The 23342-nt window shown below is 49.7% G+C and carries 17 protein-coding genes; 3 read left to right on the top strand and 14 right to left on the bottom strand.

Annotated features, from left to right (window positions below; translation table 11 throughout):
- Positions 1–82: 82 nt before the first annotated feature.
- Both dnaJ and HGH92_RS06740 read left to right on the top strand, forming a co-directional pair.
- On the top strand, positions 83–1249 hold the full coding sequence (gene dnaJ, locus HGH92_RS06735) for a molecular chaperone DnaJ (protein WP_168869964.1): 1167 nt from the start codon (positions 83–85) through the stop codon (positions 1247–1249).
- Positions 1250–1369: 120 nt separating this feature from the next.
- On the top strand, positions 1370–2311 hold the full coding sequence (locus tag HGH92_RS06740) for a class I SAM-dependent methyltransferase (protein ID WP_247654839.1): 942 nt from the start codon (positions 1370–1372) through the stop codon (positions 2309–2311).
- Positions 2312–2314: 3 nt separating this feature from the next.
- On the opposite strand, the gene HGH92_RS06745 is transcribed toward HGH92_RS06740, so the two are convergent.
- The 14 genes from HGH92_RS06745 to tgt form a co-directional block, all read right to left on the bottom strand.
- Entirely contained in the window at positions 2315–4060 is a 1746-nt protein-coding gene (locus tag HGH92_RS06745) for a YfbK domain-containing protein (protein ID WP_168869965.1), read from the bottom strand.
- Positions 4061–4180: 120 nt separating this feature from the next.
- Entirely contained in the window at positions 4181–4726 is a 546-nt protein-coding gene (gene hpt, locus HGH92_RS06750; protein WP_168869966.1) for a hypoxanthine phosphoribosyltransferase, read from the bottom strand.
- Between the two features lie 52 nt (positions 4727–4778).
- Positions 4779–6278 carry a glucosaminidase domain-containing protein gene (locus HGH92_RS06755; RefSeq protein ID WP_168869967.1) on the bottom strand — a complete coding sequence of 500 codons (1500 nt, stop codon included), beginning with the start codon at positions 6276–6278 and terminating at the stop codon, positions 4779–4781.
- A 39-nt stretch (positions 6279–6317) separates the two neighbouring features.
- The gene (locus HGH92_RS06760; protein WP_168869968.1) at positions 6318–6956 is read right to left on the bottom strand and encodes an O-methyltransferase; all 639 of its coding nucleotides are present in this window, start codon (positions 6954–6956) and stop codon (positions 6318–6320) included.
- 128 nt (positions 6957–7084) lie between these two features.
- Positions 7085–7783, bottom strand: a complete 699-nt coding sequence (locus HGH92_RS06765) for a TIGR00730 family Rossman fold protein (RefSeq protein ID WP_168869969.1) — start codon at positions 7781–7783, stop codon at positions 7085–7087.
- 419 nt (positions 7784–8202) lie between these two features.
- The gene (locus HGH92_RS06770) at positions 8203–9333 is read right to left on the bottom strand and encodes a TIGR03364 family FAD-dependent oxidoreductase (RefSeq protein ID WP_211092550.1); all 1131 of its coding nucleotides are present in this window, start codon (positions 9331–9333) and stop codon (positions 8203–8205) included.
- A gap of 20 nt (positions 9334–9353) precedes the next feature.
- A complete protein-coding gene (locus tag HGH92_RS06775) occupies positions 9354–10031 on the bottom strand; it encodes a phosphonatase-like hydrolase (RefSeq protein WP_168869970.1) in 678 nt (225 codons plus the stop codon).
- Positions 10032–10182: 151 nt separating this feature from the next.
- Entirely contained in the window at positions 10183–10764 is a 582-nt protein-coding gene (locus HGH92_RS06780) for a porin family protein (RefSeq protein WP_168869971.1), read from the bottom strand.
- A gap of 77 nt (positions 10765–10841) precedes the next feature.
- Positions 10842–11867: a PorP/SprF family type IX secretion system membrane protein gene (locus HGH92_RS06785; protein WP_168869972.1), complete on the bottom strand. Its 1026-nt coding sequence runs from the start codon at positions 11865–11867 to the stop codon at positions 10842–10844.
- A 6-nt stretch (positions 11868–11873) separates the two neighbouring features.
- A complete protein-coding gene (locus HGH92_RS06790; RefSeq protein WP_168869973.1) occupies positions 11874–15536 on the bottom strand; it encodes a gliding motility-associated C-terminal domain-containing protein in 3663 nt (1220 codons plus the stop codon).
- A 164-nt stretch (positions 15537–15700) separates the two neighbouring features.
- On the bottom strand, positions 15701–17815 hold the full coding sequence (gene recG, locus HGH92_RS06795) for an ATP-dependent DNA helicase RecG (RefSeq protein ID WP_317166409.1): 2115 nt from the start codon (positions 17813–17815) through the stop codon (positions 15701–15703).
- A 107-nt stretch (positions 17816–17922) separates the two neighbouring features.
- A complete protein-coding gene (locus tag HGH92_RS06800) occupies positions 17923–19248 on the bottom strand; it encodes a citrate (Si)-synthase, eukaryotic (protein WP_168869974.1) in 1326 nt (441 codons plus the stop codon).
- 551 nt (positions 19249–19799) lie between these two features.
- Positions 19800–20879, bottom strand: coding sequence for an LptF/LptG family permease (locus HGH92_RS06805; protein ID WP_168869975.1), 1080 nt, complete (start codon positions 20877–20879; stop codon positions 19800–19802).
- A 38-nt stretch (positions 20880–20917) separates the two neighbouring features.
- Positions 20918–22063 (bottom strand): tRNA guanosine(34) transglycosylase Tgt, encoded by a 1146-nt coding sequence (gene tgt / locus HGH92_RS06810; RefSeq protein WP_211092609.1) that lies wholly within the window; start codon positions 22061–22063, stop codon positions 20918–20920.
- 111 nt (positions 22064–22174) lie between these two features.
- Between tgt and HGH92_RS06815 the strand changes: the two genes are divergently transcribed.
- Positions 22175–23311, top strand: coding sequence for a glycosyltransferase (locus HGH92_RS06815; RefSeq protein WP_168869977.1), 1137 nt, complete (start codon positions 22175–22177; stop codon positions 23309–23311).
- The last annotated feature ends 31 nt before the right edge of the window (positions 23312–23342 follow it).

Consider the following 23342-nt stretch of genomic DNA (forward strand, 5'->3'; position numbering starts at 1 on the left):
GCAGCGATCGCCTGTGCAGATGTAAAACAATTTTTTTACTGAAAAAAACCGGTGCCTGGCACCGGTTATAAGTGATTTTATAATGTCTACCAAGAGAGATTATTACGAAATACTGGGTGTTTCCAAATCCGCCTCCCAGGATGAAATCAAGAAAGCTTACCGCAAGGTGGCCATGCAGTTTCACCCTGACCGCAATCCCAACAATAAGGAAGCGGAAGAAAAGTTCAAAGAAGCAGCCGAAGCCTATGAGGTATTAAGCGATGCTGACAAACGGGCACAATATGACCGTTTCGGGCATGCTGGCATGAACGGCGGCCGTGGTGGCGGTTTTGGAGGTGGTGGCATGAACATGGAAGACATCTTCTCCAATTTCGGTGACATTTTCGGTAATGACGATATTTTCGGCAGCTTCTTCGGCGGCGGCCGTGCTGGCGGCGGCGGCCGTCGTGGTCGTGGTACCCGCGGTTCCAACCTGCGCGTGAAAATCCGCCTGACCTACGAGGAAATCGCCAAAGGCGCCAATAAAAAAATCAAAGTAAAAAAATACGTTCCCTGCCAGCACTGCGGCGGCCTGGGCGCTAAAGATAAAAACGCGTTCCAGACCTGTAACACCTGCGGCGGCTCCGGCCAGGTGAGAAAGGTGACCCAAACCTTCCTCGGCCAGATGCAGACCGTTACCACCTGCCCCACCTGTCATGGTGAAGGCCAGATCATCACCAGCAAATGTGGCCACTGTAAAGGTGAAGGCCGCATGTACGGAGAAGAAATGGTAAGCATCGACATCCCGGCAGGCGTACAGGAAGGCATGCAGCTGAGCATGAGCGGTAAAGGCAATGCCGGCGAAAGAGGCGGCGCCCCCGGCGACCTGCTCATTCTCATCGAAGAAGAGCCACATCCGGAACTGCAGCGCGATGGCCTTAACGTAGCCTACGACCTGCATATATCCTTCCCCGATGCCGTTTACGGCACACAGGTGGAAGTACCCACCATCGACGGTAAAGCAAAAATCAAAATACCCGCAGGAACACAAAGCGGTAAAATCTTCCGCCTCAAAGGCAAAGGATTCCCCTCTGTCAACTCCTACGAAAAAGGCGACCAGCTCATACATGTAAACGTATGGACACCGCAACATGTCAGCGCGGACGAACGGGCCATGCTCGACAAACTCCAGACTTCTGACAACTTCAAACCCAATCCCGAAAAATCGGAAAAAGGCTTCTTTGAAAAAGTCAGAGACATATTTAGTTGATTTTACTATTTGAATATTTTTTTATTTAGTTATTAAAAGCGAAGACCATAGCGGATTTCTGTTCGCTATGGTCTTCGCTTTTAAATGATTAAATAGCCAAATAACAAATATCAGAATAAGATGGATTCCAAACTGCAGATGTTCGAGAACCGGCTCACCAAAGTATTCCGGCATATTTCCAAACTGGCCAAGCGACAAAACATCACCTGCTACCGGGTGTATGACGACGATATCCCCGAATTTCCCTTCAGCATTGAAATGTATGAAGACCACGTGTATATCGCCGAATACCAGCGCCGCCACGGCATGGAAGAAGCCAACCACGAGGCCTGGCTCGACACCTGCCTGGAACTGATCAGCAAAGTGCTGAACGTACCACCCTCCCATATCTGGGTGAAACAACGGCAACGGAAGGAAAACCGCCAAAGCCAATACGAAAAACTCAGCACGGAAAGCCGCGAAATGACGGTGAATGAAAACGGCCTGAAATTTAAGATCAATCTCTCCGACTACCTCGATACAGGCCTGTTCCTCGACCACCGCACCACCCGCAACATGGTACGCAACGAAGCGAAGGATAAAAAAGTGCTGAACCTTTTCTGTTATACCGGCTCCTTCTCTGTGTACGCTGCCGCCGGCGGTGCCATGGAAGTGACGTCTGTAGACCTGTCCAAGACCTACCTGGCCTGGGCCGAAGACAATATGCGGCTCAATGGCTTCGACCCGGCGAAACATCCCTTTGTACACGCCGACGTGCTGCAATATCTCGATACCCTTAAACTCAATACCTTCGACCTGGTGATCATTGACCCGCCCACCTTCTCCAACAGCAAACGGATGAAGGAATTCCTTGACATCCAGCGGGACCATGCAGAGCTGCTCAATAAAGTATTGCTTGCCACCAAAAAAGATGGGGTAGTGTATTTTAGTAATAACTACCGGCGTTTTGTATTGGAAGAAGATAAAATCAATGCCAGCAGTATCAAAGACATCACCAACCAAACACTCCCTTTCGACTTCCAGCAGAAGCTGGTGCGTAAGTGTTACCGCCTTATCAAATAAGCCTTAACGTTTCATCTTACGGACCATCTTTACCATCTTCAGGAATTCCTGCCGGTAGCCTTCCTTGTCTTTTCCCAGGGCCCTGCGGGCGATCTCTGAGACCATTTCGGTATCACCGCAGCCACGATAGGCGGAATTGCGAAGAATCATGCCCAATAAAGCCACCGCAGCGGCAAACCGGCAATCGTCCGGGGCCGCCTCAAAAGTTGTTGCGTTGGCTTTCACACCGGTTTGCAGGGTACACAGCACCGTGTCCAACGGATGACGGTAAGTAATGCTAACATTGGCCAACAGGCTGTCAGCCGCCATAACACTGTCCCGCGGCACAATTTCATACATCGCCACCGCACAATGCCCACTCCCGATAATACCGCCGTTGTGTTTCGATAAAGTGTCCGTACTGGCTTCATATACCTTGTTCTCATAACCGATAAGCCTATACGATTTTACTGTACCCGGATTAAAGGTCACTTCCGTTTGTACATCCCTTGCAACTGTAAAAAGCGTACTGCCGAATTCCCGCGCAAAGACCTTGCTGGCTTCTTCCAGGTCGTCTATATAGGCGAAATTGCCGTTTCCCTTGCTGGAAAGGGATTGCAGCTTCGAGTCCTTGTAGTTTTTCATACCAAAACCGAGGCAGGTCAGCAACACGCCGCTTTCTTTTTTCTGCATAATCAGCTCCTCCATTTCCGCATCGCTGGTAAGCCCGACGTTAAAATCGCCGTCAGTGGCCAGGATAACGCGGTTGTTCCCATCGGGGATAAACTGTTCCGCCGCTATCTGATACGCCATTTTGATAGCCGCTTCTCCGGCAGTGGCCCCGCCGGCGCTGAGGTTATCGATGGCATTAAGGATTTTCTCTTTCTGATCGCCGGCCGTAGCAGGCAGTTTAACACCGGGAGTGCCGGCATAGGCAACAATCGCCACTTTGTCTACCGGACGCAGGTTGTTGACCAGGATACGGAAGGCCGCCTGCAACAGGGGCAGTTTGTTAGGCACGCCCATCGAACCGGAAACATCGATCAGGAAAACAAGGTTGCTGGGCGGCAGGCTGTCAGTCTGCAGCGCTTTGGCTCTCAGCGCTATCTGCAACAGCCGGTGCGCCGGCTCCCACGGGCAGGTGGTATAATGGCTGTAAACAGCCAGGGTCTTACCTTCGGGCGGTAGCGGATAGTTGTAATGGAAGTAGTTCACCATTTCTTCTATCCGGACGGCATCTACAGGCACCGGTTCTTTCAGCCGCAGGAAACGCCGGATATTGCTGTAGGCAGCCCTGTCCACGTCCACCGCAAATACCGATACCGGCTGCGTCTGTGCGCGGGTGAACTTGTTTTCATAAGTGGTGCCGTATGTTTCATTGTAAAAAGCATGTATGCCCATGCCTACATTGCCGTAGTTGGGGTTGCTGTTCTGCCTTGTGCGGGCGCTGGCTTTTGCCAGGGCAATGGCATCAGGGGCTTTACGTATAGGCGCCAGTGTTATCAGCAGACGGTCGGTGGCGTTCACCTTCATCTGCAACGGGCGATAACCTTCCCGGGTAAACAGCAGTTGAGCGACAGCTGAAGGAATCGTTATTCTGAAAAGCCCGAAAGCATTGGTAAGTACCCTGGTGGTATCATCAACAATACTGACAGTTGCTCCAGCTACAGGACGATGGGTAATGCTGTCTTCTACTGCTCCCGATACCCAGATTGTTTGTGCATGTACGCCGCCAGCCCATAACAACAGGAGTAATAGGAATTTTCGCATATGTTAAGGTAATCATTTCCGGTAAAGGAACCAAGCATCCCAAAGGGTGTAAAAAAAGCGAAGACCAGGCTGATCTTCGCTTTCCACGTTCTTTATAGCATTGTTTGTTTGGTTTATATGCTACTCTTCGCCTTCCACCAGCTGATAGATTTCCGGCAGATTGCGGCCCAGGCCATCATAATCGAGGCCATAGCCCAGCAGGAATTTATTAGGCACGGAGAAGCCCAGATAGTCGATTTTAATAGGATGTACCATGGCTTCCGGCTTGGTGAGCAGGGAAGCCACCAGCAGTTTTTTAGGTTGCTGATGTTCCAGCTGTGGCAGGAACTGGCTCAGTGTTTTGCCGGTATCCACAATATCTTCGAGGATCACCACTGTGCGGCCGAAGAGGTCTTCGTCCAGACCGATGGCCTGTACCACGTTACCGGTAGATTTGGTCCCTTTGTAAGAAGCCAGTTTGATAAAGGATATCTCAGCGGGAATGTTGAGATATTTGAACACGTCACCGGCAAACATAAAAGAACCGTTGAGAATAGCGATAAACAGCGGGCGTTCATCTTTAAGGTCCCTGCTGATGTCTGCAGCTATTTCCTTAATACGCTGCTGCAGCTCTGTTGCACCAATATAGGGCTGGAATTTCTTGTCATGCACCTGAATAACCGACATAATACTACTTCATTTCCATATTTAACAATAATAAGCCGAAAAGGATTACTGCTTATTTATTCACTAACAGGCGCTGTCCAATTTTGATATCGAAGCCCTGCAAATTATTCCATTCCTGTAACTGTGTTACGGACTTGTTGTACATTTTAGAGATACCGTACAGTGTTTCTTTGGGCTGTACTTCGTGGTACCTGGCGCCCGCAGCAGTTGATACCGGGGCTGGTTTGTATGCCGGAGGCGGTGTAGCCGGCACCGGAGGAGCGGGAGCAGGCCTGTAGACCGGCGGTTGTGCAGCCGGCGGCGGTGTGGTGTTTTTGGCAGTGCCGTTGTTATTGCCTACTTCCCCTACTTTCTTCAGATCGTCCACCATACCGGCGGGAACGCCGCCCTCTTGCGGGCGTGCAGGCTGTGGTTCCGGAGCAGCAGTACCGGCACCGGTATTTTTAGCCACTTCTTCCTTTACTTTTTCAATTTCTTTGCGGGGAGAAAAATCTTCCGGCGGTTCCTGGTCTTCTTCTCTGATGATACGGGTGTTTTTCGCAAGTGCGGGCGTGCGGGAGGCAAAACCATCGAGGGCCATGCGCTGGCCTGCGGCGGGTTCTTCCCCTTCATGCATTTTATTGCGGCGGCGCAACCATCTCAGGCGGATACCTTCTGCCTGTGCAATATCGTGCATGGTTTCACCATTGCTGACGTTATGGAATTCCTTATTACCTTTTTTACCTTTTTTCTGCAGGAAGATAAACATGTCTTTCCGGGGAGGGTTGTCATTCTCCAGGTCGTTGAAGCGGACCAGTTTGCTCAGGCGGATATCGTGTTTGCTGGCCAGTTGTATCAGGGAGGTACCGGCTTTTACATATACCACGCGGCGGCCGTTGATTTCAAATACGCCTTTGGGATAGTTGCCGGCCACAGGTTTGCCGCCACCCTGTTGAGGCCTGGAGGAAGGAGCCGGGCGGTTGTCCGGACGGCTGTTGTTACCCGCGTACACAGGTGGTTTTTCTTCGTTATAATCCTGTTCAGGAGCGGCTTTGCCCATCGCTATCAGCGTGTATTGCTGCAGGTTGTAATCTTCGATCACCTTGATCAGCTGCTGCGGATAGGTTTTATTGGTGGCGTATCCGGCCTGTTTTAGTCCGAAGGCCCAGGATTTATAATCGTCGCCGTCAAACTGGAACAGGAAAGCGTACCGGGGATTGTTGCGCAGGAAATCGGAGTGGTCACGGTAAGAGTCCCTGGCGTTGTCGTATACGCGGAAACATTCCTGGGCGGCGTCGTCATCATAGCGGATGGTTTTGCCGGTCCAGGTGTTTTTACATTTGATACCGAAGTGGTTGTTGGATTGCAGACAGAGCGTCCCGTTGCCGGATTGGGTTTCCACAATGCCCTGTGCCAGTTTGATGGCTGCGGGCACGCCGGTGCGGCGCATTTCCTCCATGGCAATACTCTTGTAAGTAGCGATGTATTGCTGGGTGGTCATTTTCTGTGCCTTCAGCAGAGGCATGCAGCCAATAAGAAAACTGACTACCAACAAAAATTTTCTTACTTGCATGTATAATCGAATTTAATGGGCGTGGGTGTTGATGCCGGTTTACTTTTTCCTGATCAGGAGGATACCATCGCGGATGGTGAGCAACACCTGTTCTGCGCGGTCATCTGCCAGCACTTTTTCACAAAATCTGACCATGGCTTTGGCCTGGCTTCCCTGCTCGTTTTCCGGCTGTAATACCTGTCCATGGTACAATACATTATCAGCCAGAATAAATCCGCCGGGGCGCAGTTTTTCCCAAACCAGGTCATAATAATGCACATAACCGGCTTTATCAGCATCAATAAACACCAAATCAAACACCTCGTCCAGTGATGTCATCACCTCGGCTGCTTTTCCGATATGCATTTTTATTTTATCAGCATACCCGGATGCCTCAAAATATTGATGGCAAAGGGTCTCCAGTTCTTCGTTGATATCGATGGTGTGTAATATGCCGTCATCAGGCAGGCCTGCGGCCAGGCAGATGGCGGAATACCCTGTATATGTTCCCAGTTCCAGTATCCGGCGGGGGCGCAACATACGGCTGATCATCTCCAGGAATTTACCCTGTACATGGCCACTCAACATATGCGGCAATTCCACTTTCAGGTGCGTTTCACGGTTCAACTTGTACAACAGCGGATTTTCCGGGCTGGTGTATTTTTCAGCATATGCCTCAACTGCCGGTAGGAGCTCCATATATAAAATTTCTGCAAAGCTATGAAAAAAGCGGTTGCGGCGACACCCATCAACATAACGTTGCCCGGCCGGAATTTATTCTTCCGGCTAACGGGCAGGTATATCCGCGCCTGACGGGCGCGGCCGTATTAAAAGTTAGGTCTGAGTTTATTGGTGGTATAAAATACGCGGAAATACTCCACTACTTCGTCTGCGGTATCGAAAAGCTTCAACAGGCCCAGGTCCTGCGGGTTAATATTGCTTTCCTTTTCCATCATTACGGTACGTATCCATTCCAGCAGGCCGCTCCAGTATTCACGACCTACGAGTACCATCGGAGTTTCTTCCATCTTCTTGGTCTGGATAAGGGTGGCCACTTCAAAAAATTCATCCATGGTGCCAAATCCGCCGGGCATCATCACAAACCCCTGGGAATATTTGGTGAACATTACCTTGCGGACAAAGAAATAGTCGAAGTTGAGTCTTTTGTCGGGGTCAATAAAGTCATTGGGGTTCTGCTCATGGGGCAGGGTGATATTGGCGCCTACGGATTTACCATGTGCAGTCTGTGCGCCTTTATTGGCGGCTTCCATTACACCCGGGCCACCACCGGTAATGATACCAAATCCTTCCTCGGCCAGTCTGCGGGAGATTTCCTGGGCCAGTTCATAATAGCGGTTACCAGGTTTAGTACGGGCAGATCCGAATATAGATATACAGGGGCCTATTTTGGCAAGTGATTCAAAGCCTTCTACGAATTCCGCCATGATCTTGAATATCTGCCAGCTGGAATGCGCTCTTGTTTCTGTCCAGTCTCTTTCCTTGAGGTTTTTTAAACTACCATTCATGCCATTGCTGTTTTTGTTGTAAAGAAATGCTGTCCTCCGCTTACGGGCAGGGATACCCTGTAATTTATAGAATTATTGGCTTTTTGGCATATAAAGTAATAAAAGCAGGTAACTTAAAAGAAACCCGCTTTACATTTAACACGTTATGAACATGCAGCCATGTTGTTAAAACCTGGCTGCAGAAACGTTGCTAAAGTTGGGTGATACAATTTGGTGAATATGTTCAGCACAATATGAGGTCATCGTGGATAATTGTTTTCATAACGTTTGATCTGCATTTAATTTATTAATAATTCATACAAAATCCTAATCCTTTTATGCTTTTGTTGTTTGATATTTTAACATCCGGCCCCGGACACTAAAAAGGGAAACCATTTCGCCTATACGAAATGGTTTCCCTTTTTATATCGTTCACTGCACTATAGGGAGGTGAGCTCTTCTGCCAGACCAAATGACAGCGTCATACCGGCTCCGCTGAGGGCGTTTACGATAGTGACGTCCTTTTCAGGGCTCATTATCAGTTCGGTACCGCCGTTGGTCAGTTTGGGGTAGATGCCATGCCATTGTTCCTGGATAGTATAGGTGGGCGCCTCCAGGAAAGTATGCATATATTTCAGGATGAGGTCATTGATAAATGCCTTATCAAATGGTTCGAAGTCCGGACCATATTCGTGTGAGTCACCGATGGTCAGTTCGCCGGCGCCGTTCTGCGAAATCAGCAGGTGGATGCCCCATTTCACGTACTCCGGCATTTCTGCTGCAAACCGTTCCTTCAGCGGTGCCAGTGCGGCGCAATCGTTGAACGAAGCATAATGGGCCAGGGTGAGGCCGGCACACAGCGCCGGGCCCAGCTGCCAGTCGCCCGGCTGCGGAACGGTGCGCATCATCTGCAGTTTGCATTTGGTAAGCGGGGCCGCAGCATAGGCTGCAGGATACAGTGTTTCAAAATCCGCTCCGCTGCAAACATATACCTGGTCTACTTTCCATTTTTCATCTTTGGTTTCGACATAGGGCATGCTGATACCGTTAACGGCTGTATTAAACCGGACGGCCACATTCATTTTCTCCTCGAGGTGGCGTGCGATGGTGGCACTGGCCTGTCGCGGGTTGACCGTCATTTCTGTCGGGCTCCAGAGGGCGCCCTGCAAGCCTGCTGTTTTGATGGCCCGGGTATATTGACCAATATTTTCCGGTGCTACCAGCTGGCAGTCAAATCCATTGGCAGGCGCCGCGGCTGCAAATTCTTCCAGTACGGCCAGTTCATCTTTTTCGTACACGAGGTGCAGTGAACCTGTTTCCTGGCATTGCAGCCCTGTGGCTGCGGCCAGCTCTTTCCACACGCTGCGGCTATGCATGGCTCGCTGGTACATCTTACCGGCACGCTGGCCGATAGGCCATACCAGTCCGAAATTGCGGATGGAAGCACTGATCGCCCTGCTGTTTCTTTCAAATAAAACTACTTTTTTCCCTTTGGACGCCAGTTTGTACGCCATGGCCAGTCCTACGATGCCGGCGCCTACTACGGCTACATCCGCTTGTTGTTGTTGCATGATCGCTATTGAGCAAGAGTTTATAATATAGATAACAGTTCATCAATAGAAGCTACCAGGTGGGTATGCGGGCCTTTCGCCAGTTCTTCCCTGCTATAGGCGCCGGTAGTCACACCTACCACATAACGGCAGCCGGCATTGGTACCTTCTTCCAGATCGGAAATAGTGTCTCCTACTTTCATCACTTCTTCTATACTGCGCACGCCCAGTGTTTCCATGATGCGGTAGATCATATAAGGATAAGGACGGCCATGAGGCACTTCATCGCTGGTGGCTACCGCGTCGATCAGCCCCTGTTCCTGCCAGCCGGTGCGTTGCAGGATCACGTTAGTGATATCGCGGTCAAAACCAGTGTCCAGCGCTACTTTGATTCCTTTTTGCCGCAATGCAGTGAAGACCGCGGACACGCCCTGCTTCTCCCTTACGGAAGTATCAGTAGCGTAATGGGCTTTCATGTTTTCCACAAAATGCGTGTGCAGCTGGTCAATAAACTGATCGTCTGCATGCCGCACATCGTTCTTTTGTTGCAGCAAATAACGGATCGCAAATGGTTTGGCGTACCCCATCACTTCGTTCACTTCTTCCAGGGATACCTGCACGCCTGCCAGTTGAATGGCCTGTTGCAGCACTTTGGCCACATTGGCCTCGTCGTGCAGCGTGGTGCCCGCAATATCAAAAACAGCTAATTTAATCTCCATCTCTTTAAAAATTGATGGAACAAAGGTATAAAAGTTGTAAAAATAAGTTTAGCATTTATAAACAAATTTAACAAGGAGGTAACATGAGGAGGAATAAAAAAAACCCGTCCGGCTCACGCCAGACGGGTCATATTAATATTTTCCGGGGGAATCAGAAGCCCAAACCGGCGCCTACACGGTAGATCAGGTTATTACGGTAAGGTGAGCGGTTGTCCTGGATCACATCATACATAATAGAGATGCCGATACCTACACGGCCACCTACGCTTTGGGTATAACCTGCGCCCACCAACAGGCTGGGCACACTGTAGTTGGTACTGAAATCACTTTTCGGATTGGTATAATACACCGTTGATTTCTGGGAAACGAAGTTATACTCCGGCTGAATGTGTACAAACAGCATCGGGATAGGATATACACGTCCCCAGATACCGCCGCCGAAGATGGTATATTTATCACGCTGGGCTACTTCGCCATAACCATTATAGCTTTTGAATTGTCCGTACTGCGCGTTTACGTTGATACCGGCGGCGATGTAATCATTGAAACGGTAGCCCACGAGCGGGGACACCTCCACATTGGTATAATCGCCGAAAACCATGCCCAGCGAACCTCCCAGTATCAGCCGGGAACGGTCGAAACCGCGCGGCGCACTGGTGTCTGTTTTATAATACTGTGCATGCGCCAGCTGGGCGGAGATAAGAAGACAGATACCTATCAATAAACGTTTCATACCTGGTTTGTTATGTTTAACTAATGTTAGGGGTAAAAGCATGTATCCGGGCAAAAATAACCATTTACTGATTCTCTTTAGAAAGAAGGACAAATGGTAGACTTTTTCGCATTGGAAAAACTACGGTTAGAATATAATCCACTGTAAACCAGGCCGATCTCATACGCCCCCCTCCTGCTGTTAGACACGGCCAGGTTGGAAGTAGTGACATCGTAACTGAACTGGAGTTTAATATTACTCAACTGATAACCCACCATGAACATAGCAGCATCTTTGGCGCGATAGTAAATACCACCGGACACCTGCTTGGTGCCATCACCGGAAAGATTGTACGCCGCGTTCAGCCCGATCACAAACTCGCTGGTGCTGGCCTGACGGGAGTAATAAGCACTGGGGTTGATGATCAGCAGATCACTGGTTTTGATGCTCGCATTCAGAAAGCCGGTATAACGACGGGGTACTTTATTATCACCGTTATAAAAGGTTTCCCGGGGCGTATTGACATGCTGTACCGCGAAACCTGTATTGATGTACAGATTTTCTGTCGGGAAATAAGCATAATTCATTCCTACGTTCAGATCAAAATAATTCACGGCGGACTGCGTAAACGGCTCTGCGGTGGGCATCTGGGAGTCGAAGAATTTTCCGTTCCACTGGTCCCCGAAAGTCAGTTTGGTAATATCCACCCGCTTGCCGGCAGATCCGGCCTGGAAACCCATTGACAACAGGCTGCTTTCACCCAGCAACTGATGATAGGCAACAGAGGCATAGCCTTTGGTGGAAGTCAGATTTCCACTACCCGCCACATCACGAAGAATAACACCGCCGACGCCCAGCCATCCGTAGATGAGCCGGTCGCTCAACAGCTGGAAATCACCATATACCGACATGGTCCGGTAAGGCACCGGAATACTGGTCCACTGGTCGCGATAATTGGCCCCCACCCGGAAATTTCCGTCGGGGATAAAACCGGTATTGGCAGGGTTGGTGGTTAAAGGCGAATTGTAATATTGCGAAAAGTGCAGGTCCTGTGCGGACACGCTCACTGTGAGCAACATTACGATCACCCACCCTGCGGTGATGTTAACAATCAGCTTCTTCATGACTCATCATCTTAACAAGGTTACATTTCCTGTCTTATTGGCCTTCGTACCGTCAGTAAACTCGAGGCTTACCACGTAAGCATATGCGTCCATTGGTTGCACAGCTCCCTTAAACGTGCCATCCCAGCCTATTCTGGGGTCAGTACTTTCAAAAATCAATTGTCCCCAGCGATTAAATATCTTGAGGTTAAACTTGGTCGCACCAAAGGACTTCACATAGAATACATCGTTCATACCGTCGTTGTTGGGAGAAAATGCCGAAGGCACATCAAACAACGGCACCACAATAGCGCTCACCTGTTTGCAGACAGTGTGGGTACATCCTTCCTGATTAGCAGCGGTAAGGCACACGTTGTAAGTACCGGTTTTAAGGTACTGGTGCTGCGGGTTACGGGCAGAAGTAGTATCACCATCGCCGAAGTTCCACAGGAAATGCAGCGGTTCTTGTCCCTGCGTCAGGTTGGTGAAAGTTACAGGTGTATTCTCGGTAGCCTTGGTAGGATTAAAATCGAAATCAGCGACCGGTGGTGCAGCCACCAGTACCTGCTTTGTGACACTGTCTTTTTTGTTACAGGTATTTTCATCCAGCGCCAGCAGCTTCACTTTCCACAATCCCGGCACATTGAATTTGTGTATCGGGTAAGGTTCTGTGGACTGATCACCATTATCTTCAAATGTCCACAGGAAGCTGTCACCGCCCAGGGTGGTATTATCCAGTTGTATTTCCGTGCCCACACAAACCGTGTCCGGCATGGTGAACTGCGCAGTAACATTAACGGCCACACGTAGCGGCTTCGTTATGGTTTCAGGCGCATTACAGAAGTTACTGTCCACCAGCGTGAGGCTCACGTTATAGACACCCGGTGCGGCGAACTTATGCGTATAAGGGAACTTGGACGGCCCTACGTACTCGGGTTTGGAACCATCGCCCAGATCAAAGATGAAGGAACTGTCGCCGAATGCACCGACAGGTGTGGCGTTGCTGGTAAACTCATAGGCCAGGTCGGTACAGGGCAGCTTTCTTTGTGCATCAAAATCAAACTTGGCTTCGTTGTTGCCCAGCTTCACATCGATGTAGGCCGTATCTGCGCCGTTACAGCTGGCACGGTCGACTTTCACCAGCATGACGGTGAAAGTGCCCGCCTGGTTAAAGGTATGCTTGATCGTATCTTTTCCGTTTACCACGCTTCCATCCGGGAAATGCCATTCCCATCTTTCTGCCGGCAGGCGGGTGGTGTCTACAAAGGTGATGTCACTGGGCACACAGAAATTCGATCTGCGGTTCAGTGTTTTAATACCTGCTTTTACGCCGTCGAGGTTAAAGGCGATTTTCAGGGCGCCATAGTTACAGGCCGGCGGCGGCGTGCTGGAATAAGCGCCCGGCGTAGTGGGATAACGGGGCTTGCTGCCGTTCTGGCTTACGTTACACCAGGCACAAATACCCTGATAGATCACCCCGTTACGGTCAAAGCGGCTGGTGCCGCCATCTACGTGTTCATACAGGCCGTTACCGCCAAACCAGCTGCCAAACAGCTGAGCGGCGGCATCACGCTGCAACACAAAGAAGTAGAAGTCCATGCCGTCAGTGGAGCTCTGGATAGCATTTTTCGCCGGCAGCCCGAAAGTACCGGAGTTCGGGTAATGCAATGAGTTATTGATACCTCCGCCCCAGCCGGACACATACACGTTTTCGCAACGGTCCACCAGGAAAGCGGTAGGAGAAATAGACGGTGTAGAGGCCAGCTGCCGCCGTTTGCCGAAAGTAGTGGAATAAACAAACGCACTCAGATCGGATTGCAACTTCACAATATACTGCAACGAGTTATCATTGTAGTCGCCGGGGTTCAGCAGTTTGATGGGCCATGTGCCTTCCGTAGTGCCCATCGCGTATACAAACCCGTTCTTATCAAGCTGAATACCGTATACCTGGTCGGCCGACGGATCATCGGAGCCGAGGTAAGTGCTCTGTAATATTTTTGTTCCGTCGTTGGTGATATGGGTGATAAAGCCATCACACACACCGCCGCGATAATTAGGATAAATGGCGCCGGGAGTGACGGTAAAATTACTGCTGGCCGTACCACCAGCCACGTATAATGTATTGAGCTTATTGAGCGCGATCACATATGCAGCATCTTCTGCCGAGCCGCCGAGATAACTGCACCATACCAATGACTGGCACAATGGGTTGATCTTCATCACCACGCCATCCTGCGATCCGCCGAAGGTGCCCTGGAAAACACCTGCTGTCACCGGGAAATCGTTGGAACGGGTACAGCCTGCCACATAGATATAACCCGCATCATCAATTACGACTTCACTGCGGGCGTCGTCGCCGTAGTTACGCAACAGCACCCAGTCACCACCGGCGCGGTTTTCACGCATATTAACGCCATCATCGGCGCTGCCGGCAACAATCAATGACCCGATCAGCGCGCTCCCTGTGGCATTGAGTTTGGTGACCACTATGTCCCAGCCACCACGATTGGTGCCTTCCACTTTATCATAAGGGTAGTTGGCGGAAGTGGTCCTGCCGGAAATCACCAGATTGCCCTGTTTGTCCACAAACAAGCTGTGTGGCTGTTCCTGTCCGTCGCCGCCAATGTAGGTGGCATAAATCAACCTCGTACCATTGGGGTTGAATTTGGAGATGCCGATATCAAAAGTTCCGCCATTGAACGCTGTCTTATAAGCACCGTTGGTGGTAGGATAACCGGCGCCAAACACGATACCGCCGCCATAGAAGTTACCGGCATCGTCATAGGTAGCGGTAAACCCCCAGTTATCTGCCCGGGAACCGGAAACAGTGGAGAACACATATACCGGGTCTATCACCAGCGGGTAAGCAGGATCATATTCACCGGAAATCTTAAATCCTACCTTATTACCGTTCAGGCGGTAGGACACTTTTACGGGCACGCGTTGGTTATTCACATACTGGTAAGCATATGGCAACTGTTCAATGACATCACCTACCGTAGTATGTACCAGCAGTTGTCCTTTTTTTATTTCCATGCCGCTGGCGCCTTCATATGATAATTGAACTTTATCAGGATTGGCGCCTGCTGCCACGATGATATCGTATTTCAGTTGGGAGGCATCGGAATACACATGTGCGTCGATACCAGGGTACAGTGATTTATACAACAGCCCCTGATAGGATTTTACATTGGAAGCCCATTTGGAGCGGTCGTTACCTATGAAATAATTGCTCAGTGATTCCTGTGCTTTTTCCGGGATGATTTCCGGGTTTTCGTTGGCGCCGATAAAATTAACCTGGTAAGCATGACCTCTTACATCCGGCAGGCGACGGGGCCTTCCGGGCGATGGTTCTCCGCTTCTGGCATCTGCAGCGGATTTACCGGCAGCACTATTTTTGGGTACCACCACGGCACCGGAATCAGCAGCTTCACCATGACCGTGCATATATTCATACAGGTCATGCATATCATCCTTGTTATACAGCATGAAAGTGAAGCCTGTTTTTCTCAGCCAGATATCGGCGGTGCCCACGTCTGATTTATACAAGACCTGAGGGTCCCACTGGCCTTTATTTTCGATAAAGTTCAATGGGGTGAAATTGGTTGACTGTTGCCCCCGGGCAATAAAACCGGTAAACAACAGGAGGATCATCATTCCAATAAGGCCGCTCGGGAGGGTAAATTTCAACGGGATAAGATTTATTTTAATGCCAAAAAAACCAATATACATCTATAAACGCAGAAGCCCATTAAATTGTTACGGGCACTAGCTATAATACCGCTGTCCTGACGATACGTTTTAGGGATTATATCATATATTCAGACGGTATAAATTAATAAACGTTAAAAGCGTCAGGAAATTTTACTCCATTGAGATTTCCCGCGCTGAAGCGCTAAATATTCTTTTAAGCCTTGATTTTCAGGGAGGACGAGATCAGGATCTTCTGATAATATTTTTTCGGCGCTGGCGCGGGCGGCTTCCAGCACGGCCCTGTCCTGTACAATGTCTGCCAGTTTGAAATCCAGTATCCCACTTTGGCGGGTGCCTTCTATGTCACCCGGGCCACGCAGTTCCATATCTTTTTCCGAGATGATAAAACCATTGTTGGTCTGTACCATTACGTTGATACGTTCTTTGGAGACTTTCCCCAGTTTGCTGCCTGTCATCAGAATGCAGAAGGACTGTTCTGCGCCGCGTCCTACGCGGCCCCGGAGCTGGTGGAGCTGGGAGAGGCCGAACCGTTCGGTGCTTTCAATGACCATGACAGATGCATTGGGCACGTTAACGCCTACTTCGATCACCGTAGTGGCCACCATGATATGTGTGTCGCCGGAAACGAAGCGCTGCATGTTGGTTTCCCGCATTTCTGCCGGCTGGCGGCCATGCACCATACTGATATAAAACTGCGGTTCAGGAAAAAATGCTTTTACTTCCTCATAACCTTTCATGAGGTTTTCGTAGTCCAGTTTTTCGCTGTCTTCGATGAGTGGATATACGATATAGGCCTGGCGGCCTTTTTTAAGTTCATCTTTGATGAAGTTCATCACCTGTGGGCGCTGAAATTCTGTGCGGTGAACGGTGGTGATGGGTTTTCTGCCGGGAGGCATCTCATCGATCACGGACACGTCGAGGTCACCGTAGATGGTCATTGCCAGCGTACGCGGTATAGGCGTTGCCGTCATGACAAGGATATGTGGCGGGATGGTGTTTTTTTCCCATAGCCGTGCCCGTTGGGCCACGCCAAAACGGTGCTGTTCGTCTACGATGGCCATGCCCAGGTTCTGGAACACCACTTCTTTTTCCAGCAGGGCATGTGTGCCTACCAGGAAGTGGATGCTGCCATCGGCTACGCCGGCCAGTATTTGTTTGCGGGCTTTGCCTTTGATGCTGCCTGTCAGCAGTGCGATTTTCACGGGCATATGCTGCAGCAGGTCTGCCAGCCCTTTATAGTGTTGCTGTGCTAAAATTTCTGTAGGCGCCATGAGACAGGCCTGAAAACCGTTGTCTTTCGCCAGCAGCATGGTCAGCAATGCCACCATGGTTTTGCCGCTGCCCACGTCTCCCTGCAACAGGCGGTTCATCTGACGGCCATGCACGGTGTCCATGCGGATTTCCTTCAGTACGCGTTTCTGTGCGCCGGTAAGGTCAAACGGCAGATGGTTGTTGTAAAATTCATTGAAAGATTCGCCGACGGCGCCAAACACGTAACCATGCGACAACTTTTGCCGTTTGATTTTAAGGCGGCATATTCTGATCTGTGCGATGAACAGTTCTTCAAATTTCAGGCGGCGCTGGGCCTGGTGCGCCTCGTCTTCATTACCGGGCAGGTGTATCTTAAAATACGCCCTGGAACGGGGCATCAGCCGGTACTGCTGTAATACTTCCACCGGAATATTTTCCCTGACTTCTGCGGGCGACATCTGTTCGAGCAGCGTCTTTGTCAGTTTTCCGATAGCCTTTGCCGTTAGTCCGCGGGCTTTCAGTTTTTCGGTGGTGGAATACACCGGTTCGAGGTATTGTTTTCCTGACGCGATCTCTTCCGTCAGCAGGTCCATTTCCGGATGCGCCAGCTGTGGAACGCCGTTGAATACGGAGATACGGCCATATACCAGGTAGGCCACATTTTCCCGCAGTGATTTCTGCATCCATTGCCATCCCTGGAACCATACCAGTTCAATGACGCCGGTTTCGTCCTTGAAGGTGGCCACCAGTCGTTTTCCTCTGTTCTCACCTATTACTTCCATGCGCAGGATACGGCCGCGTATCTGCACAAAATCCTCATAACCGCTCAGGGAAGCGATCTTGTCTATCTTGGTACGGTCCACGTACCGGAAAGGGAAATACTGCAACAGATCGCCAAAAGTATGTATGCCGATCTCTTTGCGCAGCAGCTCTCCTTTCTGCGGACCTACGCCTTTGAGATATTCTATCGGATTGGATAATATGGGTGTGAATGTTGAGATAATAAACCGGTTTTAATAAGCCACGAAGATAATTTAAAAAGATTAGCGAAGATAAAAGCTGCCACAGCTTTCATCTTCGCTAATCTTCTATTTTCGGTCAGTATCCTGAATTATTCAGCGTCAGCAGTTACCTTTCCTTCAACGAACTGTTTCATCCATTCAGTAGTAACGGATTTAGGTCTTTCGAGGGAGAGTCCCAGACCTCTGTCCCAGCAGAGGGAAGCCAGTACGCCCAGTGCGCGGGATACGCCAAACAGTACGGTGTAGAATTCATATTCCACCATGCCGTAATGTACCAGTAATGCGCCGGAATGTGCGTCCACGTTAGGCCATGGGTTTTTCACTTTGCCCAGGTCCTGTAAAATTGGCGGTACGGTTTCGTATACGGTCCACACAATTTTCACCAGTTCATCGTTAGGCAGGTGTTTTTTAGCAAATTCCATCTGCGCGGTGAAGCGGGGATCTGTTTTACGGAGTACGGCGTGACCGTAGCCTGGTACCACTTTACCTTCAGACAGGGTTTTGCGTACATACGCTTCTATCTGTTCTTTGGTAGGCATGCCACCACCCAGTTCTTCACGCATGGAGAGAATCCATTTGATCACTTCCTGGTTGGCGAGGCCGTGCAGCGGACCAGCCAGACCGTTCATACCGGCAGCGAAAGACAGGTAGGCATCGCTGAGGGCGGAACCTACCAGGTGCGTCGTGTGTGCGCTCACGTTACCACCTTCGTGGTCAGCGTGGATCACCATGTAGAGGCGCATCAGTTCTTTGAAGCCTTCATCGGAGTAACCCAGCATATGTGCGAAGTTACCTGCCCAGTCCAGCATGCCGTTAGGCTGGATATGCTGGCCGCCTTTGTATTTACGGCGGTAGATGTAAGCAGCGATACGGGGAAGACGGGCGATGAGGTTCATCGTGTCTTCATACATGTAGCTCCAGTAGTCTTTTTTATTGATACCTTCGGCATAAGCTTTTGCAAACGCGGATTCGGTTTGCAGCGCCATAATACCTACAGTAAACATCGTCATCGGGTGAGTAGTAATAGGCAATGCCTCAATAGCATCAAATACGTGATTAGGTACATGAGAACGGCGGCCCCACATGCTGGATAAATACTGTACGTCTGCTTCATTCGGCAACTCACCAATCAACATCAGGTAAAACAGCCCTTCCGGCAGTGGTTCAGCACCACCTGGCGCTTTGGGTAAATGTTCTCTCAACTCCGGAATGGAATATCCGCGAAAACGGATACCTTCATTTGCATCCAGCAGGGAAGTTTCCGTTACAATGCCGGTAATACCGCGCATCCCCTGATAAACCTGCGCCACTGTTACGTCTTCAATTTTTTTTGTGCCGTGGTTCTTTACCAGGTCCTTTACTTCAACGTTAAGATCATCTGCTTTAACCTTGAACTTTTCTTTTATGTACCCCATTTTACTGCTATTGTTTATAAAATGAAACAAAATCGATCAATTGTCAAAAGTAATGATTTGTTAACGAAGTTACCACCATTTAGCAGTATTTAATGTCAATTTAATAAGCAATTCACATCCAAAGAACCCGTGTAACAAGCCACCTCCCCGTAACATAACACACTTGAAAACCATCAACTTATAAATAAAAAATAAACCGCAAGATATCGACGTTAAAGAAATGTAAATTTTTTCAGAACCAATTGAAAATATTGAAAGCATAGGCTTCAAAATTTCATTTTTGTTCATCAACATGGACAATTTTTGTTTATCGAAACAGAATTGGAAGCGGATATAACGCAGGGAGAAAACAAAGCAGATTTTTTTTGCGTCCGGGTAAAAATGAGGCAGATTTAAGTCTCTCCCATCCCGACCGGAGCGCCATCAAATTAAAAAGGCCCCTTAAAGGAGCCCATTTTTGAAAATAAAGTATATAGCCAATACTTATAAGCTATGAAAAATAAACACCCTGACACACATCGTAGCCCAGGGCTTCAGCCCTGGGACGGGGGTCATTTAGGCGCACGGCGGTACAGGTAAAACGCCAGCCCTCCGAAAAGCACATTGGGTATCCATACGGCCACCAACGGGTTCAGGTCGGCTTTGGTACTGAACACAGTGGTAAACTGCATCAGGATAATATAGCTGGCGCTGATCACAATGCCCACGGCCAGGTGCAGGCCACTGCCGCCCCTTACCTTTTTGGCGGCAATAATGCCTCCGATGAGGGTGAGGATCACCACCGCAGCAGCTGCGGCCGTTCTCCGGTAGTATTCCACCCAATAGGTGTTCAGTCCTTCGGAGCCGCGGATGGCTTCCCGTTTGATATATTTACGCAGATCAGGCGTGGTCATGGCTTCCTGCAGGTTCTTCACCTCCAGCAGGTCTTTCGGGTTCAGGGCGATCTTTAAGATGGAATCCTGGCGACTGTACCATTTCTCCTTTAAGCCATCCATATTTCGCACAGACACGTAGTCCAGTCTCCATGCCTTTTTGGTGGAATCCCAGGTGATACGGTCGGCACGCAGTTTCACGGTCATCAGTTGTTTATCCACTTTTTCCATGGTAAAGTTGCTGCCGCTTTTATAGTTGGGATCGTAGGTACCGAAAGTCACGTAGGTAAAGCTGTCTATACGGCTGGTACGGTCGTATTGCGACTGCTCATTGTCCGGCGTATGTATCCGGGTATTTTCAAAAGTGGTACGGATACGGTTGGCGTTAGGTACCACCCAGTAGTTGGCCAGCCAGAGGATGCCGCCAAACAGGAACGCACCTACCCAGTAGGGGCGCAGGAAGCGACGGAAACTCACGCCGGCGCTCAGGATGGCAATGATCTCCGACCGGTAGGCCATTTTGGAGGTAAAGAAAATAACCGAGATGAATATGAACAGGGGAAACAGCAAGGCTGCGATATGCGGGATAAAACCAAAGTAATAGTCCACGATCACATCGTGCAGGGATATATGATACTTAATGAAATCATCTATCTTCTCTGTGATATCGATCACTACGGAAATGACCAGCAATATCATCAGGGAATAAATAAAAGTTCCAATGAGCTTGCGTAAAATGTACCAGTCTATTTTAGTCATGAGCCCAAAGATATTAGTTTATTTTATTGTCTGAACTTTTACAGTCGCGTTTTCAGTTGCTGTACCATTCCTGTTTTCCACGTAGCGAAAGTACCGGCCAGTATCTGGCGGCGGGCTTCCTTGACCAGCTCCAGATAAAAAGCGAGGTTGTGGATACTCGCCAATGTCATGCCTAAAATTTCACCGGCCACAAACAGGTGGCGCAGGTAGGCACGGGAGTAGTCACGGGTGGCAAAACATTCGCTGTTGGCGTCGATCGGATTAAAATCGGTGGCCCACTTTTTATTACGGATGTTCATCACGCCGTTCCAGGTAAAGAGCATGCCATTACGGCCGTTACGGGTGGGCATTACGCAGTCGAACATATCCACGCCGAGGGCGATATTTTCCAGGATGTTCCAGGGCGTGCCTACGCCCATGAGGTAACGGGGCTTGTCCTGCGGCAGGATTTCGGTCACCAGGCCGCACATTTCATACATTTCATTTTCCGGTTCGCCTACGCTCAAACCACCGATGGCATTGCCTGCGGCGCCACGGGAGGCGATATACTCCGCAGATGCCTTACGGAGGTCTTTATAGGTACTGCCCTGTACGATGGGGAACAGGGTCTGTTCATGGCCGTAGGCGGGCTGTGTGTCTTTCAGTCGCTGAATGCAGCGGTCCAGCCAGCGGTGCGTCAGCTCCATGGATTTACGTGCATAGCGGTATTCTGAAGGGTACGGCGGGCATTCATCGAATGCCATGATAATATCGGCGCCGATGGTCCGTTGGATATCCATCACGTTTTCGGGGGTGAACAGGTGTTTGGAGCCATCGATATGGGATTGAAACACCACCCCTTCTTCCTTGATTTTGCGGTTGGCGGCCAGGGAAAATACCTGATACCCGCCACTGTCGGTCAGTATAGGGCGGTCCCAGCCGTTGAACTTATGCAGGCCGCCGGCCAGTGACAACACTTCCAGCCCCGGGCGCAGGTACAGATGGTAAGTATTGCCCAGGATGATCTGTGCCTGTACATCGTCACGTACCTGGTCCTGGGTAACGGCTTTCACGCTGCCCACTGTGCCTACCGGCATAAAAATCGGCGTTTCTATGGTCCCATGGGCCGTGGTGATCTTACCTGCCCTGGCATTACTGCCTTTATCTGTAGTTATCAGTTCAAAATTCACAGCTCTTAATTTCAGCGTGCAAAGATCGGATTATTTGGCTATTTTCTCATTTGATGATTTTATCCTTCGAAGCAGGATTTTTTATTATTTTACAGATAATAAAAATATTATATTTTTGCCAGCATTATGCTTGACAATCTGGGTGAAATTGCCTTATACTTTTTCGCTGCCGTAGCAGGAATTCAAACGATATATTATCTGTTTGTCTTTTCCCGGGTAGCTTTTTATCGTCGTAAGTTTGACCTGGACCAAGCGCCTGGCGGCCCTTTTTCAGTGATCATCTGCGCCAAGGATGAAGAACTTAACCTGCAGAAAAATCTGCCGGGCGTATTACAGCAGCGTTATCATGTGCATCATAAACCGGAATATGAGGTGATTGTGGTCAACGATAACTCTGAAGATGATACCAAATATTATCTCCGCTCCATAGAGCCGGGTTATCCACACTACCGTCATATTGAAATCAAACAGGCCGCCAAATTCATCCCCGGGAAAAAATATCCGCTGTCCATAGGCCTGAAAGGCGCCCAGTACGATAATGTACTGCTTACGGACGCCGACTGCAAACCGGGTAGCACATACTGGCTGACGTTAATGAGCCAGGGGTTTGACGATAATAAGGAAATCGTGCTGGGTTACGGCGCTTACCATAAAAAACCGGGCTTCCTGAATAAAGTGATCCGTTACGAAACCTTTTTCAGTGCCCTGCAGCACCTGTCCTTTGCCATGAGCGGCATGCCCTACATGGGCGTGGGCCGCAACCTGGCTTACAAGAGGGAGCTGTTCTTCCGCCATAAAGGATTTACCAGCCATCAGCACCTGGCCAGCGGCGATGACGATCTGTTTGTCAATTCCGCCGCCAACCGCAAAAATGTGGGAGTGGTCATCGATAAGCAGGCATTTACCTATTCAGAGCCTAAACTGAGCTGGAAAAGCTGGTTCAGGCAAAAAACAAGGCATATGTCCACCGGCAAACACTACCGCTTTGGGCATAAGTTTGTGCTGGGCCTGTTTTCCCTGACACATTTCCTCTTTTACCCGGCCCTTATTTTCGCGCTGTTTTTCCCGCCGCCAATTTTGTGGTACGTGCTGGGCATCTTCGCGACCAAGGTACTGGTGCAGTCCATTATCACCTACGCCGCCATGCGCAGGCTCGATGAAAGCGATCTTTTCAAGTTCAGCTGGCTGATGGACATCTTCATGGTATTATATTATATCATCTTTACGCCGGCGCTGATGTTCCGCTCCAAAAACAAATGGTAGGTCATCTACCTGAATGATAACAGAATGGCGG

This window comes from Chitinophaga varians, assembly GCF_012641275.1.
GTDB lineage: Bacteria > Bacteroidota > Bacteroidia > Chitinophagales > Chitinophagaceae > Chitinophaga > Chitinophaga varians_A.

Coding starts and splice junctions, on each gene's coding strand:
- dnaJ (WP_168869964.1), top strand. CDS start 83: ATGTCTACCAAGAGAGATTATTACGAAATACTGGGTGTTTCCAAATCC.
- HGH92_RS06740 (WP_247654839.1), top strand. CDS start 1,370: ATGGATTCCAAACTGCAGATGTTCGAGAACCGGCTCACCAAAGTATTC.
- HGH92_RS06745 (WP_168869965.1), bottom strand. CDS start 4,060: ATGCGAAAATTCCTATTACTCCTGTTGTTATGGGCTGGCGGCGTACAT.
- hpt (WP_168869966.1), bottom strand. CDS start 4,726: ATGTCGGTTATTCAGGTGCATGACAAGAAATTCCAGCCCTATATTGGT.
- HGH92_RS06755 (WP_168869967.1), bottom strand. CDS start 6,278: ATGCAAGTAAGAAAATTTTTGTTGGTAGTCAGTTTTCTTATTGGCTGC.
- HGH92_RS06760 (WP_168869968.1), bottom strand. CDS start 6,956: ATGGAGCTCCTACCGGCAGTTGAGGCATATGCTGAAAAATACACCAGC.
- HGH92_RS06765 (WP_168869969.1), bottom strand. CDS start 7,783: ATGAATGGTAGTTTAAAAAACCTCAAGGAAAGAGACTGGACAGAAACA.
- HGH92_RS06770 (WP_211092550.1), bottom strand. CDS start 9,333: ATGCAACAACAACAAGCGGATGTAGCCGTAGTAGGCGCCGGCATCGTA.
- HGH92_RS06775 (WP_168869970.1), bottom strand. CDS start 10,031: ATGGAGATTAAATTAGCTGTTTTTGATATTGCGGGCACCACGCTGCAC.
- HGH92_RS06780 (WP_168869971.1), bottom strand. CDS start 10,764: ATGAAACGTTTATTGATAGGTATCTGTCTTCTTATCTCCGCCCAGCTG.
- HGH92_RS06785 (WP_168869972.1), bottom strand. CDS start 11,867: ATGAAGAAGCTGATTGTTAACATCACCGCAGGGTGGGTGATCGTAATG.
- HGH92_RS06800 (WP_168869974.1), bottom strand. CDS start 19,248: ATGGGGTACATAAAAGAAAAGTTCAAGGTTAAAGCAGATGATCTTAAC.
- HGH92_RS06805 (WP_168869975.1), bottom strand. CDS start 20,879: ATGACTAAAATAGACTGGTACATTTTACGCAAGCTCATTGGAACTTTT.
- HGH92_RS06815 (WP_168869977.1), top strand. CDS start 22,175: ATGCTTGACAATCTGGGTGAAATTGCCTTATACTTTTTCGCTGCCGTA.